Raw genomic sequence first — 15848 nt, forward strand, 5'->3', positions numbered from 1 at the left:
CAGTCGAAGGCGGGCTTTACGGTAACATGCTTCAAGGGCATTGTGCCGCCATGCTTCGACTGCGCTCAGCATGACATGGACGTTGCGCATCAAGATTTAAAGTGCGCTCAGCAGGACATTTGCGACGTTGATACCTCTCATTCACGATCCCGATCATGGCGGCTTGCGTTCTGGCATTTCGCAAGTGTTTTCAGGTCCTCCCAACGATCGGCGATGATCGCTTCTTTTTTCTTTCTGCTCCAACCTTTGACCTGCTTTTCAAACGCTATCGCTTGATGAATGTCATTGAATTCGTGCCAAAAAACAATTTCGACAGGACGCCTTGTGGATGTATATGACAGCGAGTTATTGCCGGATTGGTGTTCTGCCAGGCGCCGTTCCAAATCGTTTGTAACGCCGGTATAGTAACTATCATCGGCGCATCGGAGGATGTAGACGTAGTAAGATTTCACGGTATAGTGTGTTAGTTTTTAACTCAAAGAAAGGCCTATGCAGGTATAATCTAATGATTTACCACTGTCGTTAGCGACCGGGCTTATCTGTTCTTAAATAATAAGCTGGCACACCGCTCCTGTCAGCCGGAGCGCACCGGGTCGCGGGCAGCCGGCATGACATGAGCGTTTATCCGTGCATTTCGGCTAAATGTCGTAGGAATGCCGCTATCAACAATGCCTGTAAAACCCTAAATTTACTCGAAATAACTTCGCAATGAACAAACAAACTACCTCTGAAAAGATACGCGCCTTGCGGAAAAGCAAAGGACTTTCCCAGGAAGCGCTGGCCGAAATGGCCGGAATTAATCTGCGGACTTTGCAACGGATCGAAGCCGGGAATGCGGTTCCGCGCGGCGAAACGTTGCGGCTGATCGCTCAGGCGCTCGCCGCACCTATCGAAACGTTATCAGAAAGCGAAGCCACCACGTCTCCACCCGTCCACGAAGACACCGGCGTACTCAAATTTCTGAACCTTTCTGCCTTGTCGATGTGGTTATTTCCATTCGGCAACGTGCTGTTACCGCTTGCTTTGTGGATTTACAAAAGAAATTCTGTTGCTGGTGTAGCCGAGTTTGGGAAACGGGTTGTCATTTTTCAAATTGCCTGGACGGTGGTTACCTACGGGATTGCTTTTATCAGCATGTTTTCCTCCATCTTCGGGCAGCTGAGAGCGCCAATGTTCCCATTATACTTCATCAGCGCATTGCTGGTGATCAACACGATCGTGATTATTTGGACGCACTTCCAGATCGCCCGCGGTAAGGAAGCTTTATTTGTTTTCAATCTGAAAATTATACCCTGACCGCAACTACATCAAAGCAAATTCCCAGCATTAAAATATCCCTGAGGCTATCGATACCTTAAAAATGCAACACCACCAGCGCCACAATAGCCGGTAAGGCCTGCACATAAAATATCTTCCTGCTAGCCGTCACAGCTCCATAAATCCCCGCCACTATGATGCAGGTAAGAAAGAAAATAGCAACATGGAATGACCAGTGGTGTTCGGCAATGCACAGCGACCAGATGAGGCCAGCGGCGAGGAAACCGTTGTAAAGGCCCTGGTTAGCTGCAAGTGTCTTAGTAGGCTTGAAAAGCTCCGGCGCGAGGGAGCCTTTGAACGTTTCCTTGCCCTTGGTTTCCCAGGCAAACATTTCGATGTAGAGAATGTAAAGATGTTCCAGCGCGACGAGGGCGACGAGGACGGTTCCGAGTGTTTGCATAAGGCAGGAGGTGGTGATAAATCAGATAAGAACAATTGATTTCATGAAGGTCTGGAATTCAGGATGGGCATTTTCACCGACCTCATCCGAGTCGTGCATGTTAATGTAGTAATAATAATCATTGTGCTCGATGATCAGCACGGTCAATCTTGTCAAAACATCCTGGTTAAGTTTCACATGCTCGAAAAGATAGCTGGAATGCCTGATATATGCTTTTCGCCCCGAAATCTGGATAGGTCCTTCGATTTCATATTCGCGAAAGTCCTTCAAAATAGCGGCAGTTCCTTCGCCGGATAATTCAATCAACTCCTCAAAGGAATCGAATTCAAAGTCGAGCTCAGACCTGTGCGTGATAAATGCTCCAATCGTAGGCGAAAATTTCCCTTCATTTTCTGGGGAATCCGGCCAGTATTTGGTAATGAGAAATGCCGGCTCACCGAGAACCTCGCCAACCTCCTCTTTGTCAAGCCACTCCTCGTCGATGATCTGCTCGTCGAACAGGCGGCCATATTCATTTACCGAAACAAACCCCCAGGTATCGGGCTTCTCCAAAATAATCCCGAATTGTTTGTTGACATAGTAGTTGTTGTTAGTCGAAACCAGATTTAATGGATTGTCAATCAACCCGACCAACGCCTTCGCGGCACGTTTTAAAAATTCTGTTTTCCCGATTGCCATTTAAGTTAAATTCTTACCGTGGATTCTTATGTGCCCAATATAACAATTTCCCTTATCTTGCCACCCACATTTCCCATTCACTTCTATTCACCTGCCAACCATGAAAAAACAGTTTCTCGCCTGCCTGTTCGTGTGCCTATCCACGTTCTCGCACGCGCAAACGCCCGACAAAAGTTTTAAAACCGGCGACCTTATCATACAGAAGGTCAGCGACCATGCCTACAATCACATTACTTATCTGCAAACGGAGAGCTTTGGAAAGGTACCTTGCAATGGCCTGATCGTTTTCGACGAAGGCGAAGCGGTGATCTTTGACACGCCCGTGGATGATGCCACTTCTGAAAAGGTCATACGCTGGGTCGAAGATAGCCTGCATTGCAAAGTAAAAGCTGTCATCGCGACACACTTTCATGAGGATTGCGTAGGAGGCTTAAAGGCATTTCACGAGCACGGAATTCCGTCATACGCGACGAATAGGACGATTGCATTCGACAAGGAGCGTAAATTCCCCGTTCCCCAAAAAGGTTTCGACGATCGGCTCGACCTGAAAGTGGGCAAAAAGAAGGTCTTGGCGGCGTTTTACGGAGAAGGGCATACGCGCGACAACATCATCGGCTACTTCCCCGACGAAAAGGTCATGTTCGGCGGCTGCCTTATCAAGGAAGTCGACGCGACAAAAGGCAACCTCGCGGACGCCAATGTGCAAGCTTGGTCGGCTACCGTAACGACAATCAAAGCAAAATATCCCGATGTGAAAGTGGTAATTCCCGGCCACGGAAAAATCGGCGACAACGCATTACTTGACTACACAATAAAACTGTTCTCTGAAAAATAAACCGCAGCGCGGTTCCCTGTTTGAAGCAACCGGGTTGAATTAAAATGGTTTCAGCTCCGTAGGAGCTTCCTTTGCCATCATGCATCAGGAAGCTCCAACGGAGCTGAAACGTTATTTGGACCGACTTGGGCTACAAACGGGTGGCCACTCTGTGGCCTGTTTGTGCGGCCATCCCAGTTCTGGCTATTTCAACCCTTTTCCTGTCGCTGCCCAATAGATGCCACCATACAGGTGATCCAAAAAAGATTGATCCGAATACACCAATCCAATGTGGCCCAGGCCCGTGTAGAATGCGCGGCCGCCGTCGTAGTTGTGGTACCAGGCCATTGGGTGGTCGCCCATGCCGGTGCCTTGGCTGGTTTTAGGATCGTAGGTTTTTTCGTCGATCGTTATGAGCACTTTCAGGTCGTCGGCGTTCAATGGTTTTTTGTATTCATACCATTCGTCGGTCCATAGCAGGCGCTTTGGAAAACGTTCCAGGCCGGGGAAGTTGCTGTCTTTCACGTCCAGAAAAGCCGTTTGTTGCGCGGGGTGGGTTTTGAAATACGCACCTACCAACTTGCCATACCAGGGCCAGTCGTATTCCGTATCAGCCGCGGCGTGGATGCCTACCCAGCCTTTTCCACTCTTGATGAACTTTTCAAGCGCCGCCTGTTGGGCATCGTTCAGGATATCGCCGGTCGTATTCAGGAAAATCACTACCGAGTAATTAGCCAGACTTTTGTCGTTAAAAACGTCGGCATTCTCCTGCCAATCGACCGAGAAATTATGCCTCGACGCCAGGTTTCTAATCCCTGTCACGCCTTCGTGAATGGAAACATGGTGAAAACCAGCAGTTTTAGTAAAAAGCAACGCCTTGAACTGCTGTGCATGCGCTGTAACCGCGCTTCCGATCACAAGAGCCAGGGCCAGTAATTTTTTGAGCATGATTGTAATTTGGGAATAGATGTAAATAGTATTTAAAACAAAGGCACGGGAAGATTTACTGCTTGGGTGTGCTCCGATGGATCAATTCCAGAAGTAAATGCCCGCCCTAACGCCATTTTCCGTGCTAACATTAAAGTGAGTCGAATTTTAATATTACGTAACACCGGAAGATTAAAAAAGGCACCGAAGGATAAATGGCGGTTGAGAGCTGGTTGACATTCTATGTTAAATTTATAATTTTGTCAACCATCAAAAATATAAATGCTATGAATCCGCTTTTTGGTACCCGGTTCAAATCTGCAAGGCTACGAACAGGTCTATCGTTGCAGGATCTCGCCGTTCGGCTGGAAAACAAAATAACCAGACAGGCCTTACACCGCTATGAAAAAGGAGAAGTCACGCCCAACAGCGAGATGATAGGACTTCTGTGTGAAATCATGGGGGTGCGGCCGGATTATTTTTTCCGGGATACCCGGATCGAATTGGGAGCGTTGGAGTACCGCAAGTTGCAAAACTTGTCGGCACGGGACGAAAATCGGATCATCGAGCAAGCTCGTGAATATCTATCCCGATACCTGGAATTGGAGGAGATTTTGGGGTTGGAAAACCATTTTGTAAATCCGTTGAAAGATTTTGGCGTTGTAGCCTCCTTTGAAGACGTGTGTAGAGCTGCCGGCAGGGTGCGGGAGCAATGGGGCCTTGGGAACAGCGCGGTAGTCAACATCGCTGGATTTCTTGAAGATATGCATGTAAAAGTGGTAGAGATCGACATTGACACTCATTTTAATGGGATGCAGACTTGGGTGAATGACAGCCTTCCTGTGGTTGCATACAACAAAAATCTGCGTGGCAAGCCGGATCGTATCCGCTTTACTTTGCTACATGAATTGGGGCATTTGCTCTTGCAATTTGGGGATATCAATGAAAAGCAGAAGGAAATCCTTTGCCATCAATTTGCAGGGGCTGTTTTAATGCCAGAAACCGTTTTGAAAGAAAAATTGGGAGCGCACCGAAACAGGTTATCCATGCAGGAGTTGGGGGCACTTAAAAAGCAGTACGGGATATCAATGCAGGCAATCGTCCGGCGTGCAGTCGAATGCGAAATCGTAAGCGAGTATTTTGCCCGGCAATTTTTCAAAATGATTGAAGACATGGGCTGGAAAAGCCGGGAGCCAGTTGCCTACGAAGGGGTGGAATGCTCCTATCGTTTTGACCAACTTCTTTTCCGGGCTATCGCCGAAGAGCAGATATCATTGTCCAAAGCAGCGGCATTGAAAAATATGAGATTAGCCGAGTTCCATGAATTATGCATGACTGTGGCATGACAATCGCTGTCACAGATGCATGCATTTTTATTGAGCTCCATGATCTCGGGTTAACTGAACAATTTTTCGAGCTGCCATGTGAAATGCATACTACTGTTGATGTTGTCAATGAGGTCCTTAGTGAACAGGCCGCCATTTTACATGGATTTGAACGACGTTCTAAATTGACTATTCATTCCATCGAGGAAGATGAACGTAGGGAAATCCTGTCTTTAACTTTTCCAAAAGCACTGTCGGAAAATGATAAGACTGTATTATTTACGGCTCGAAAACTGGGCGCGATTGTGTTAAGCAGTGACAGAGCGGTACGTAATTATGCGAAACGGCTCGGTATCGAATATCATGGTATTCTTTGGATTCTGGATCAATTGGTAGAATCGGAGAAAATCTGTGCACTGGATGCGGTAAAGAAGGTTGAGCGACTGATGACGAAGAATCTTTTTTACCAAAACAATATCGAGTTGATCGCTGAAATGAGAAAGAGAATTAAGGTTTGGAAAAAATAAATGGCCGATGCTTGTGAAAGCATCGGCCATTCTTAAAAGAAACTTAAAGAACATTTACCTCCCTACCTTCAACCGCGTCTGCGCCCCGCCAGCGACATCTTTCAATTCCACTTTTAGTCCACCATCCTTCACGATGCTACGGTCAATTACGAGGGTGATCGGCTGGATGCCCTGACTGAAATCTGCCGTCATGGTGCCATTCGTGATTTTCAGTGGCTTGTTGCCGCTGTAAGCTGTAATGCCGCTGGTTTCATTCAATGCAAAGGTTACGTTGCCTTTGGTCAATGCTTCAATATCGAAACGCAGGATGCTGAATGGCTTGCCCGCACCGTTTTTCATCTCGGCCAGTTCACCTACGGGTAGTTCGCCGGAGACTTTGCTGTAAATCGGCGTGGTGCTGATCCTGGCACCTTTCCCTGCGATCACCGCACCGCCGTCCATGGAAAACTTGCTAGCCAGATCTTTGCTTAGCTCGATCGCCTCCCACCTGCGCACGTAACGAGTCGCAGGCACCCGGAAGTCGCCCGGTTCACCGAGCTTGGTCAGGAAAGCGACCAGATTTACAAACTGATCTCGGTCCAGGCTGGCGGTAAGGCCCGGAGGCATCAGCGAACCTGGTACTTTCTCCATGACCTGCACCTGGCTTTTGGCAATGGAAACTTCTTTGCCCGTCACATCGCGGATCACGATTTCGTTGGCGCCGTCGGAAGCGAGGTACCCCATCAGTTCGGAGCCGTCCTTTTTCACGACGCGTTTCAAGTCGTAACCTTCCTTGATCGAAGCGCTTGGGTTGATGATCGAACGGATGATCGTTTCAGCAGGCGAGCTCGTACCCAGACTGCTCAAATCAGGCCCTATCAGACCACCCGCGCCGCCAATCGCATGGCAGGTGGTGCAACTCGATTCAGCCTTGCGAAAAATGAGCTCTCCTTTCGCTGCATCGCCTTTTTCGCGGGCGAGCTTGGCGAGGCCTTCAATCGTTTTGTCATCCAGGTCCTGCGGCATTTTCGGTGCAGGCATTGCGCCTCCGGAATCTTCGAGCGCCTTTTTCAATGCAGCGATTTCGTCGATAAGCTGGCGTGTCCAGCCGGCACGCTGCTGCACGAGCACACGGCCGCGCTTCGCAAATGCTTCGGGAATTTTCTTCGCAGCGATGGCCTCGGCCAATGCCGCGGCGCCTGAGTTGGATGGGATGAATGCGAGGAAGAGCTCTGAAACATCTGTATCCGCAGGCAGCGAGCGCATGAGTTCAGCACTTACCCGCGCACCTTCTTTTTCGTCCAGCGCAGCCAGTTGCGAAGCCGCAATAATGCGTACTTCCGGCGTGTTTTTCGGGCCGGTCAACTCGGTTACCAGTTGCAGGGCCTTCGGTTTGTCGATGGCACCCAATGCACCGAGTGCGGCTTTTTTGGTAGCCGGGTTGCCACTCTGGATAAGACTGGTCAACCGGTCGTTCAACGACGATATTTTCCAAAGACCGATCAGGCGGATGGCGCTGAGGCTGACAGCTTCGTCGTCGTTGCCGATCGGCGAAGCAATGCGCTCGGTATTTTTGTTCGGGATAACCTTGCGCTGGCTTCCGGCTTCCTCCAATGCGGCGAGCTGTGCGGCTGCATTTTTGTTATTAGGCTGAACTGCGAGGTCGAGGAGCATATTCAGGTCGGCAGGCTGACCGAGTCGCGCGATCGATGCGAGGACGTCTTTTTGATACTCTTCCGGCACCTGGCCTTTTTGGTATAAACCCGTCAGCAATGCGGCGGCATCGGCGCTGGTGGCCGATTTCAATGCATAGGCAGTCTTTTTCGCGTCGCCAAGCAGATTAGGGTCCGTTTTCAGCTTCGATACCCACACTGGTTCCAGCTCACGGACGGTCTGCCATAATGCAAAATCCAGGAACTCGTCCATCTGCGCATCCAGCACCGTCAATGCGGTTTTCGCGGCTTCCGGCGTCTTCGTCTTACGTAATGCGATTACCGCTTCGAGGCGTACCTGCGGATGCGAATCGCCAACCGCTTTGGCCAATATTGCCGGAGTATTCGAAACTTTCGGGTACCAGAGCGCCAATGCACGCAAGGCCGCCGCACGTACATTGTGGCTTTTTGCATTCAGCAAATTGAGCAACACCGGTTCGTTTACCGTTTCAAGGGTTTGGTATAACCATAATGCTTCCAGCAGGTTATGCTCGTATTTCGCGTCATTTTTATCCAAAGCAGCTACCCATTTTTCCAAAGCAGGTAAAACCTCCTTGGTACCACGGGCTTTCAGCACCTGCTTGGCTTGCAGGCGCGTCCAGTCTTCGGGTAATTTCAATGATTCAAGTAACTCTGTTATGCTGGCTTTCGCCAATTGCGGCTTTTTCACCAACGGCCGGTTCTTGGCGACAATGCGCCAGATACGGCCATGCTGCTGGTCACGGCGCGGGTCGTGAAAATCGACTTCGCCGTGCTGGATAATGGGGTTGTACCAGTCGGCGACGTAAATGGCGCCATCCGGACCAACATTAATATCAACCGGACGAAAAGCCACATTGTCCGACCACATCAAATCGTCGGTTTGTTTCGACACATAACCACTACCCTGCTCTTCCAGTTTGAAGCTGTTAATGCGGTTGGCGCGGAAATCGTTGGTGATCATCCGGCCCTGCCAAGCGTCGGGCAAATGCCCGCCAGATACTACGTCTAGCCCGCTATGTTTCGGCTGACCGGGATTCAAACCGCGCAAAAGGCGCGCTGCGCCAGGCGCGGTCACGAATGTAGCACCCGGAAACGCATAGTTAATACCCTCACCACCAGCACCATCAGTCAAAAACGACTGACCCCAGCGGTCGAATTGCAAGCCCCACGGGTTCACGAGCCCGCGTGCGTACACGTCCATATCCAGGTTGCGCGTATTAAGCTGCCACACACCACCGCCTTCGAGACGTTTGATGCCGAAAGGCGTCTCCACGTGGCTGTAAATGTAGATCGACTGGTTGAAATACATCCGTCCCTCAGGCCCCCAGCGGAAAGTGTGGATCAAATGGTGGGTATCGCCCGTTCCGAACCCTGCCAGAATGCGGCGCTTTTTATCGGCCTTGCCGTCGCCGTCGGTATCCGCGAAATGTAGGATTTCCGTCGAGTTGGCCACGTAGCAGCCGCCGTCGCCCGGGAGGATGCCGGTTGGTTGTATTAATCCTTCGGCGAAAACGGTCGATTTATCGGCTTTGCCGTCGCCATCCGTGTCTTCCAAAATAAAGATCTTGTCGTTCGCCGATTCGCCGGTTTTCAAATGCGGGTACACCGTGCTGCTCACCACCCAGAGGCGGCCCTCAGTGTCCCAGTTCATCTGAATCGGCTTGGCGACCATCGGGTCGGAGGCGAAGAGCGTTACCTCGAAACCCTCGGCCAGTTTAAAGGATTTCAACTCCTTTTCAACGTCAGGGTCAAGGTTAAAGGGATGCTGCGCGGGCTCGGTCGAGGAGGTCAGCAGCATCATGGGAAGGAGCAATGCTCCGTAGAGTAGTTTTTTCATATTGGGCTGTCGGCCGTCGGCTATCAGCTTTCGGCGTTACAAGTCTTTCGGTGCGCTGCACCTTGTTTTACATTTCTTTAATGGACTTCGGCCGTCGGCTATCGGCTTTCGGCGTTACAAGTCTTTCGGTGCGCTGCACCTCTTTTAAATTTCTTTAAAGGACTTCGGCCGTCAGCTTTCGGCTTTGTTACAAGCCTTTCGGCGCTGCACCTTGTTGTGTCACGACGACAGAAACCGGCTGCCAAGAGCCGACTGCCGATAGCCGACAGCCGAAGTCCCCTATTCCAGCTTCCTCAATTCATACACGATCTCTTTCGGCTCGCTGTTGAGGATAATCTGTCCTTCGAGCCATTTGATAAGGATATTCTGCTCTTCAAGCCCTTTCACGTGGCGGCCTTGCTCGTATTTGCGGAAACCGGTGATGTAGGTCTGGTTCAATGGGCGGTACTGGAAGAAATGCAGCTCATTTTTGCGGATAATCATCTCCCTGATGCGCGCCGATTGTTCAAATTGCGGCCCCTGTTTGATCTCCACGCCTTTCTCCCACTCTTTCGCCGAAGCAGTAGCGACCTGCTCGTTGCCTGCTGTGAGCGTGTAGTATCCTTTTTTCAAACCAACGATCCGGACCACATTGGCATCGTTGCCCACCCAGCTGCTGGCCTGTGGAAACGGCAATGGCAGGTATTTATCGGCAGCCACAAACCGTGCGAGCACATTGTTATCCTTGCTGTCTGTCAAGATCTTAACATTGGGAGAATATGGCGTCGGCTTGCTGATGGTGATCGTGGACGTCTCGTGGTCGTTCGACATTCCCAATGCTTTTTCGAGCACATCGGCGAGGTAGTAGTAGCCGGTTTCGTTCAAATGCACGGTATTTTCGATGATATCGGCCTTTTTGCTCGTATTGAGTACGGGTGTGTAAATGTCGATAAACCGCTTGCCACGCTGCGTGGCTACGTCGGAAATCGCTTTGGAATACAATTCAAGGTCTGCATTGCGGGAATCGATGTGCTGAGCGGTATCGGAAGAAACGACCGGGATCGTGGAAAGCAACACGGTTTGGGAACCTAATGCTTCTATTTTGTCAATCAATTTATTTAGACCATCCTTGAAATGCGCCACGCCGGCCTGGCCTTCCTGCGCTTCCACGCCTCCGTATGCGAGGAAAACGACGGTCGGGGCCGCTTTGGTAATGTCTTCCATCAAATGCTCGTAGGGCGTCGGCGGGTTGGTGTAAGTGCTGCGCGCTTCGCCCCAGACGTTGTCGCCCGTCCAGCCGAGGTTACGGAAGGTAATGCCCTTGTCGGCAAAACGGGTAGTGAGCGCCAGTTCCAGATAACCGTATTGGAAATCGTTCTCAAAAATAGAATTTCCCAGGAAAACTACCCGGTCGCCGTCTTTGAGCGTGAATGCATTCGGGCTTTTGTTCTGGGCAAAGATGGGTCCGTAGACGAGGGTTAATATTAACAGGAAAACACAAACCGGAAGGCCCGGCAGTCTAGAATTGCTCATTTACTTTTGGTTAAGTGTTTGGCAGAGTACTTTCATAGCATACAAAGACCCAAAGCCGCTGAACTTAACCGCCCGTTACACAAAAATCGAAAGTCAGACCTCCGCCACCACGGGCTGCGCGACGTTCGGCGCCGGAATGACGACGATTGTAATCACCGTGGCCAGCACGAGCGCCACAGCCATCAATGTATAGGAGGCATTGAAATTACCCGTCTCGCTATTGAGATACCCCACCAGATAAGAGCCTGCAAACGAGCCCAGCGCGCCCAGACTGTTGATCAGCCCGATGGCCCCGCCGATGACATTCTTAGGCAATATCTCCGCAATCGCTGCGAAAAACGGTCCGTAAGGCGTGTACAATGCGCCGCCGGCAACCACCAGCAATGCGTAGGCGATCCAGAAATGATCAGTACCGATCCACACCGCCGTATACAGGCACACGGCCGCAATGAGCAGAAATGGCCAGATGAACACCTTCCTGTTGCCCGTTTTGTCCGAAAAATACGACGCGGCCAGCATCCCGATCACAGCAAACACATAAGGCACCGCCGCCAGCCAGCCCGTGGTAACCATATTCATATTCGGGGCGGCCTTGATGATCGACGGCAACCACATTACAAAACCGTAAACGCCGACGCTCCAAAGCAGGTATTGCAGGCAAAGCAAGATTACTTTCTTCGATTTAAACGCCTCAGCATAGTTTTTGACCGGTTTAATACCCGCCTGCTCGGCTTTTAGTTTTTCTTCAACAGCCCTTTTTTCTTCCTCCGTCAGCCATTTCGCTTCCATCGGCCGCTCGTCGATGAGTCTCCACCAGATGAACGCCCAAACGATCCCCGGCGCACCCTGGATAATGAACATCCACCGCCAGCCCATCGAATCGATCAGGTAGCCCGACAGTACCGACATCCAGAGCACCGTCACCGGATTGCCCAGTATCAGAAACGTGTTCGCGCGGGAGCGTTCCTCTTTTGTAAACCATTGGCTGAGCAGGATCAGCATCGCCGGCATGACCGCGCTTTCCACCACGCCCAGCATGAAGCGGATGACGATCAGCGCCGTGGCGTTGTTGACCATCCCCGTAGCCGCGGCCAGCGCGCCCCAGAGGATCAACGAAATGAATATTAGCTTTTTGGCCGTGCGCGTGGCGGCATAATGCGCGCCCGGGATCTGGAAAAAGAAGTAGCCCAGGAAAAACAGCGAGCTTAGTAATGTCGAAGTATTCGGGTCGATGTGCAGGTCATCGGCCATTCCGCCTGCTACTGCGAAACCAAAATTGGCGCGATCCAGGTATGCGAGGCTGTATGTGACAAAAACAACGGGGATAATCCGGTACCAGCGTACCTGTGCGAGTTGCGGCTTCATGCAGGATTCAGGAAATGATATGTATTAAAACGCAACGGCGTGGCGGTTCTACCATCGGGTAGCCGGAAACTACCTGCTGAAAAGCCTGTAACCGAGGATCAGCATCCGTTTTGTGGGTTCCACATCGATGTTGACATATGAAGCAAAGCATTCCGGCACTATTTCCAAAATCTCTTTAATCCTTCTGAAACCGCCGGTAGAATATCCCGGCCTCTCCCAGCGCTTCCTTACAAATGGCTAGTACCTGCTCCACGGGACCGGCCATTTCCCTGGTACCGGCAGTTCCGCTTTCCAGGATATCCAGCGGCTCGTCCAATAGCGCATTCAGGCCCATAATCGAGATGGTTGTCTTGATTCCGTGGGCAATGCGGCGGATCTCACCGGGGTCGTGCCTTCCGGCTGCGGCCGACAATGCTTCCAGCTCACGGGGCATCAAATGCAGGAACTGTTCAGTGACCAGTTTTTCATATGCGGCATCTCCATTACTGATCTCCCTCATGTAATCAAGGTCGATTACTTTGAATGCAAGTGAGTCGTCACCCGCAGAAGGTTTGGCATAGCCGGCCAATATCCTGTCCAGCTCACTTTCCCGCACCGGCTTGGCGATATGGTCGTCCATTCCGAGGCGGATGCACTTTTCTTTTTCCCCTTCCATGGCGTGGGCTGTCATGGCGATGACGGGAATGGTCAGTTTTAGTTCTTCACGTATGATGCGCGTGGCTGTGTAACCATCCATTCCAGGCATTTGAATATCCATAAATACGAGATCAAACGGCTCATTACGAAGTATTTCAACGGCCTCATATCCATTTACCGCAACCCGACCGACTATCCCCCGTTCTTCCATCAGGCGCATCATTAGCCCCTGATTGATGATGTGGTCTTCGGTGATCAATACGCGAAGCCCCGGTCTTTGCGGGTGCGCGTCGCCCACTGGAACGTCTGCCGACGCCGATTCACTGGACGTCGCGATCCGGTAGGGAATCGTCACCTTCACCGACGTACCCTCGCCGGGCTTGCTCGTTACGCTAATGTTCCCGTCCTGCAAATGCACGAGGTCGCGTACGATGGATAATCCCAGGCCGGTGCCGCCAAATTGTCGGGTCGTGGAGTCCTCGGCCTGCCGGAAACGCTCAAAAATCGTTTCGAGCCGGTCGCTTTCTATCCCTATACCGGTATCCGTCACCTCGAAAGTGAGGTCCACCCGATCGCCATCACTGCCGCTGGTTGTGACGTGCAGGTTTATTTCGCCTTTTTCTGTGAATTTAAATGCATTGCTCACCAGATTGACCAGGATCTGCGTGAGCCTTGTCGGGTCGCCGGTAATCGTTGCGGGGATCGCCGGGTCGACTGATACCATGAACGGCACCTGTTTTTCGGCCGAGCGGTGGTGGAACATCGTACCCACCGAATGCACCAATGCTTCGGGAGCGAATGGCACCTGTTCGATCCGCATCATCCCGGATTCTATTTTGGACAGGTCGAGAATGTCGTTCACGATGGCCAGCAGCGTTTCGCCAGATTGCTGTACCGTGCTGATATGCAAGCGGGTATCCGCATCCAGTTTTTTCTTTTGGAGCAGATTGGTATAACCTAATATCGCATTCAGGGGCGTCCGGATCTCGTGGCTCATATTGGCCAGGAAATTCTCTTTGATCAGCACCGCTTCTTTCAGTTTCCGTTCGCTAGTATTAAGCTGGCCGATCAGCTCCGCCTGTTTCTTCATCCGGCCAATAATAATTGCGAAAACGGCCGTAAGCAACGCCAGTACACCAATCGTCACATACAGGTTCCAACGGAGCACCCGCTGTCCGCTTTGGTCTACAATATCCATTTTCCGCGCGAGCACCGCACGGCTCGTGCTGTCCGCCTGATGTGAAAGCCCGCTGCTCATACGGTATTCGTCGAGCAGGTTTTCGTTTGCCGTGATCAGCTCTTCCAAATTGCGCCGTGTCATGTACTGCACCGCCACCAGCGCCAGCACGGCAGCGATGAACCCGATAGTAATGTATATAACGAGTGTGCGGACTCTCATAGAATCAGTTTTTCAAAATCACAGCACATTCAACCGCCGGTTCAACGCCGCGCGGTAGGTATCGGCCACGGGTACCATTTTCCTGTTAATAATAAGTGTGCCACCTTCGATCGTATCTATTTTTCCTACCTGGATAATGAATGACCGGTGCACGCGCAGGAATTTGGATTCGGGAAGTTTGGCTTCCACGTCCTTCAACGAAGTATGTACCGAATAAAACTTTTCGAGGGTGTACAACTTGACATAATCCCCCATCGCCTCTGCATATAATATATCACTGATTTTCAGGCGGCGGACGATATTCGAATCCCTGATAAACAGAAAGCTGTCGTCCTCCATTCTGACCTCCTGGCGCTTGCTCCTGAAAATCTCCCTGGCCTTTTCGATAGCCTGCAGGAAGCGGGCAGGCGTTACGGGCTTTGTAATGTAATCGGCCACATTCAGTTCGAACGCTTCCGCGGCGTACTCCTTTTTCGAAGTCGTAAAAATGATGAGAGGATTTTTGTTGCCCAGACTTCTAACCAGTTCAATACCCGTCATCCCGTCCATTTCAATGTCGAGCAAGAGGAGATCTACCGGTTCGTCCATGATCTTGCGGTAAGCATCCATTGCATTGTCGCATTCACCTACGAGAACCAGTTCTTTGTCGTGTTTCACAAGCTGCTTCAATGTGGTGCGGGCAATGATGTTATCGTCGATCACCAGGCAATTCATAACTAACGGGTTGATTTAGGTTAAAAAGAATGCAAAACCAATGTAAAGAAAAGAAATCACAAAGACACTTTTGCCCTTTTCACCGACAGTTTCCGCCCTTCTGCCTATGCACTATTTCCCAGGTTGGCAGCACCCGGTAGTTTTGGATCATTCAAACGATCAATCACCAAAAACATAGCATCACAATGAAAACTTTCATCACGTCCGCAATCATCGCCGCGCTGGCCATCACAGGAGCTCAGGCACAGACCCTTGCCAAAGAAGTTAAAAAAGAACACCGCGCCGAAAAACGCGCCGAAGCCCGGCAGGAAGTAAGCTCACGTTCCAAAGACAGCTTCTATGCCGATTTCGGGCAGGTAGCCGACGCCAAATGGGTTAGAGGCCCGCTATTCGACGAGGTTACATTCACCAAAGACGGCCAGAAACAAACCGCCTTTTATGACAGCCACTTCGTTTTGGTAGGTACCACTGCCGACAAAAAATTCACTGACATTCCGGCCAAAGCGCAAAAAGAGATCCAGAAACAGTTTAAAAACTATGCGATCGGTGCAGTTGTAGAATATAAAGACAACGAGAACAACGACACCAATATGCTGCTTTACGGTACCCAGTTCGACGATGCCGATCACTACTTTGTCACCGTTTCCAAAGGCAAAGAAGCCGACGTGTTGATGGTCAAAACCGACGGCGAGATATCGTTTTTCAGCACCTTGCACTAAGCATG

Annotated in this window: 14 protein-coding genes; 5 read left to right on the plus strand and 9 right to left on the minus strand. The window is 50.8% G+C overall.

Features of this window, described 5'->3' with window-relative positions; genetic code table 11:
- Positions 1-137: 137 nt before the first annotated feature.
- Positions 138-452 (minus strand): GIY-YIG nuclease family protein, encoded by a 315-nt coding sequence (locus tag AAHB90_RS26530; protein WP_342088257.1) that lies wholly within the window; start codon positions 450-452, stop codon positions 138-140.
- Between the two features lie 256 nt (positions 453-708).
- On the opposite strand from AAHB90_RS26530, the gene AAHB90_RS26535 reads away from it, so the two are divergent.
- Positions 709-1296 carry a helix-turn-helix domain-containing protein gene (locus tag AAHB90_RS26535; RefSeq protein ID WP_342088258.1) on the plus strand — a complete coding sequence of 196 codons (588 nt, stop codon included), beginning with the start codon at positions 709-711 and terminating at the stop codon, positions 1294-1296.
- Positions 1297-1354: 58 nt separating this feature from the next.
- Here the strand turns inward: AAHB90_RS26535 and AAHB90_RS26540 are convergent, their stop codons facing one another.
- Both AAHB90_RS26540 and AAHB90_RS26545 read right to left on the minus strand, forming a co-directional pair.
- Positions 1355-1717, minus strand: coding sequence for a DUF1304 domain-containing protein (locus AAHB90_RS26540; RefSeq protein ID WP_342088259.1), 363 nt, complete (start codon positions 1715-1717; stop codon positions 1355-1357).
- 21 nt (positions 1718-1738) lie between these two features.
- Entirely contained in the window at positions 1739-2395 is a 657-nt protein-coding gene (locus AAHB90_RS26545) for a hypothetical protein (RefSeq protein WP_342088260.1), read from the minus strand.
- A 100-nt stretch (positions 2396-2495) separates the two neighbouring features.
- Here AAHB90_RS26545 and bla point away from each other — a divergent pair, with 100 nt between their 5' ends.
- Positions 2496-3230, plus strand: a complete 735-nt coding sequence (gene bla / locus AAHB90_RS26550; protein ID WP_342088261.1) for a subclass B1 metallo-beta-lactamase — start codon at positions 2496-2498, stop codon at positions 3228-3230.
- A 183-nt stretch (positions 3231-3413) separates the two neighbouring features.
- Here the strand turns inward: bla and AAHB90_RS26555 are convergent, their stop codons facing one another.
- Positions 3414-4157, minus strand: coding sequence for a ThuA domain-containing protein (locus AAHB90_RS26555; protein ID WP_342088262.1), 744 nt, complete (start codon positions 4155-4157; stop codon positions 3414-3416).
- 266 nt (positions 4158-4423) lie between these two features.
- Here AAHB90_RS26555 and AAHB90_RS26560 point away from each other — a divergent pair, with 266 nt between their 5' ends.
- Complete coding sequence (locus tag AAHB90_RS26560) at positions 4424-5482, plus strand: helix-turn-helix domain-containing protein (RefSeq protein ID WP_342088263.1); 1059 nt, start codon at positions 4424-4426, stop codon at positions 5480-5482.
- Positions 5479-5988: a hypothetical protein gene (locus AAHB90_RS26565; protein WP_342088264.1), complete on the plus strand. Its 510-nt coding sequence runs from the start codon at positions 5479-5481 to the stop codon at positions 5986-5988. The genes AAHB90_RS26560 and AAHB90_RS26565 overlap by 4 nt, the downstream gene beginning before the upstream one ends.
- A 54-nt stretch (positions 5989-6042) precedes the next feature.
- Here the strand turns inward: AAHB90_RS26565 and AAHB90_RS26570 are convergent, their stop codons facing one another.
- The 5 genes from AAHB90_RS26570 to AAHB90_RS26590 form a co-directional block, all read right to left on the minus strand.
- Positions 6043-9498: a PVC-type heme-binding CxxCH protein gene (locus AAHB90_RS26570; RefSeq protein ID WP_342088265.1), complete on the minus strand. Its 3456-nt coding sequence runs from the start codon at positions 9496-9498 to the stop codon at positions 6043-6045.
- A 279-nt stretch (positions 9499-9777) separates the two neighbouring features.
- Positions 9778-11010 carry a GDSL-type esterase/lipase family protein gene (locus AAHB90_RS26575; protein WP_342088266.1) on the minus strand — a complete coding sequence of 411 codons (1233 nt, stop codon included), beginning with the start codon at positions 11008-11010 and terminating at the stop codon, positions 9778-9780.
- Between the two features lie 93 nt (positions 11011-11103).
- On the minus strand, positions 11104-12375 hold the full coding sequence (locus AAHB90_RS26580) for an MFS transporter (protein WP_342088267.1): 1272 nt from the start codon (positions 12373-12375) through the stop codon (positions 11104-11106).
- 175 nt (positions 12376-12550) lie between these two features.
- A complete protein-coding gene (locus tag AAHB90_RS26585) occupies positions 12551-14410 on the minus strand; it encodes a hybrid sensor histidine kinase/response regulator (protein WP_342088268.1) in 1860 nt (619 codons plus the stop codon).
- An 18-nt stretch (positions 14411-14428) separates the two neighbouring features.
- A complete protein-coding gene (locus tag AAHB90_RS26590; RefSeq protein ID WP_342088269.1) occupies positions 14429-15124 on the minus strand; it encodes a LytR/AlgR family response regulator transcription factor in 696 nt (231 codons plus the stop codon).
- A 185-nt stretch (positions 15125-15309) separates the two neighbouring features.
- Here AAHB90_RS26590 and AAHB90_RS26595 point away from each other — a divergent pair, with 185 nt between their 5' ends.
- Positions 15310-15843: a hypothetical protein gene (locus AAHB90_RS26595; RefSeq protein ID WP_342088270.1), complete on the plus strand. Its 534-nt coding sequence runs from the start codon at positions 15310-15312 to the stop codon at positions 15841-15843.
- The last annotated feature ends 5 nt before the right edge of the window (positions 15844-15848 follow it).

Source organism: Dyadobacter sp. OTU695 (assembly GCF_038440355.1).
Lineage (GTDB): Bacteria > Bacteroidota > Bacteroidia > Cytophagales > Spirosomataceae > Dyadobacter.

Bases quoted from the DNA above. Each gene is read 5' to 3' on its own strand.
- AAHB90_RS26535 (WP_342088258.1), top strand. From the start codon at position 709: ATGAACAAACAAACTACCTCTGAAAAGATACGCGCCTTGCGGAAAAGC.
- AAHB90_RS26540 (WP_342088259.1), bottom strand. From the start codon at position 1,717: ATGCAAACACTCGGAACCGTCCTCGTCGCCCTCGTCGCGCTGGAACAT.
- AAHB90_RS26545 (WP_342088260.1), bottom strand. From the start codon at position 2,395: ATGGCAATCGGGAAAACAGAATTTTTAAAACGTGCCGCGAAGGCGTTG.
- bla (WP_342088261.1), top strand. From the start codon at position 2,496: ATGAAAAAACAGTTTCTCGCCTGCCTGTTCGTGTGCCTATCCACGTTC.
- AAHB90_RS26555 (WP_342088262.1), bottom strand. From the start codon at position 4,157: ATGCTCAAAAAATTACTGGCCCTGGCTCTTGTGATCGGAAGCGCGGTT.
- AAHB90_RS26560 (WP_342088263.1), top strand. From the start codon at position 4,424: ATGAATCCGCTTTTTGGTACCCGGTTCAAATCTGCAAGGCTACGAACA.
- AAHB90_RS26565 (WP_342088264.1), top strand. From the start codon at position 5,479: ATGACAATCGCTGTCACAGATGCATGCATTTTTATTGAGCTCCATGAT.
- AAHB90_RS26570 (WP_342088265.1), bottom strand. From the start codon at position 9,498: ATGAAAAAACTACTCTACGGAGCATTGCTCCTTCCCATGATGCTGCTG.
- AAHB90_RS26575 (WP_342088266.1), bottom strand. From the start codon at position 11,010: ATGAGCAATTCTAGACTGCCGGGCCTTCCGGTTTGTGTTTTCCTGTTA.
- AAHB90_RS26580 (WP_342088267.1), bottom strand. From the start codon at position 12,375: ATGAAGCCGCAACTCGCACAGGTACGCTGGTACCGGATTATCCCCGTT.
- AAHB90_RS26585 (WP_342088268.1), bottom strand. From the start codon at position 14,410: ATGAGAGTCCGCACACTCGTTATATACATTACTATCGGGTTCATCGCT.
- AAHB90_RS26590 (WP_342088269.1), bottom strand. From the start codon at position 15,124: ATGAATTGCCTGGTGATCGACGATAACATCATTGCCCGCACCACATTG.
- AAHB90_RS26595 (WP_342088270.1), top strand. From the start codon at position 15,310: ATGAAAACTTTCATCACGTCCGCAATCATCGCCGCGCTGGCCATCACA.